The sequence below is a fragment of the Halorubrum sp. SP3 genome (genome assembly GCF_005435195.1).
GTDB lineage: Archaea > Halobacteriota > Halobacteria > Halobacteriales > Haloferacaceae > Halorubrum > Halorubrum sodomense.
This window is the reverse complement of record NZ_SGTU01000311.1, coordinates 1-512: the sequence shown is the minus strand read 5'-3', so window position 1 is coordinate 512 and position 512 is coordinate 1. Positions and strand designations below refer to the sequence as shown.

Here is a 512-nt window from a genome sequence, read left to right as displayed (position 1 = left end):
GGGGGGAGGCGTATGACGGGAGCCGAGACGTTCGGCGCCGTCTCCCTCGTGCCGCCGCTGTTAGCGATCGTGCTCGCGATGGTGACGCGGAAACCGGTCCTCTCGCTGTTCTTGGGGATCTGGTCCGGGGCCGCGATCTACACGACGAACCACGGCGTGGTCCAAACGCTGGACTGGCTCGTCTCCTCGATCGGCGAGAGCACGTTCAACGCGAAGATCATGCTGATCGTGCTGTTCCTCGGAGCGGGCGTCGCGCTCATCTGGCGGCTCGGTGGGGCGAACGCCCTCGCGAACGCGGTGACCTCCAGGCTCGACTCCCAACGGAAGGTCGGCGCGGCGACGTGGATCTTCGGCATGATCTGGTTCTTCGACGACTACTCGAACACGGCGATCGTCGGCACCACGATGCGGGAGATATCCGACGAGGTGAGCATCTCCCGGGAGAAGCTCGCGTACATGATCGACTCGACCGCCGCGCCGGTCGCGTCCTGGACCGCCTCCATCACCTTCTG

The 512-nt window shown here is 65.6% G+C and carries 1 pseudogene; it reads left to right on the top strand.

From position 1 onward, the window contains the following. Positions 1 to 12: 12 nt before the first annotated feature. Positions 13 to 512 (top strand): annotated as a pseudogene (locus EXE42_RS16665) (Na+/H+ antiporter NhaC family protein); the annotation flags it as partial.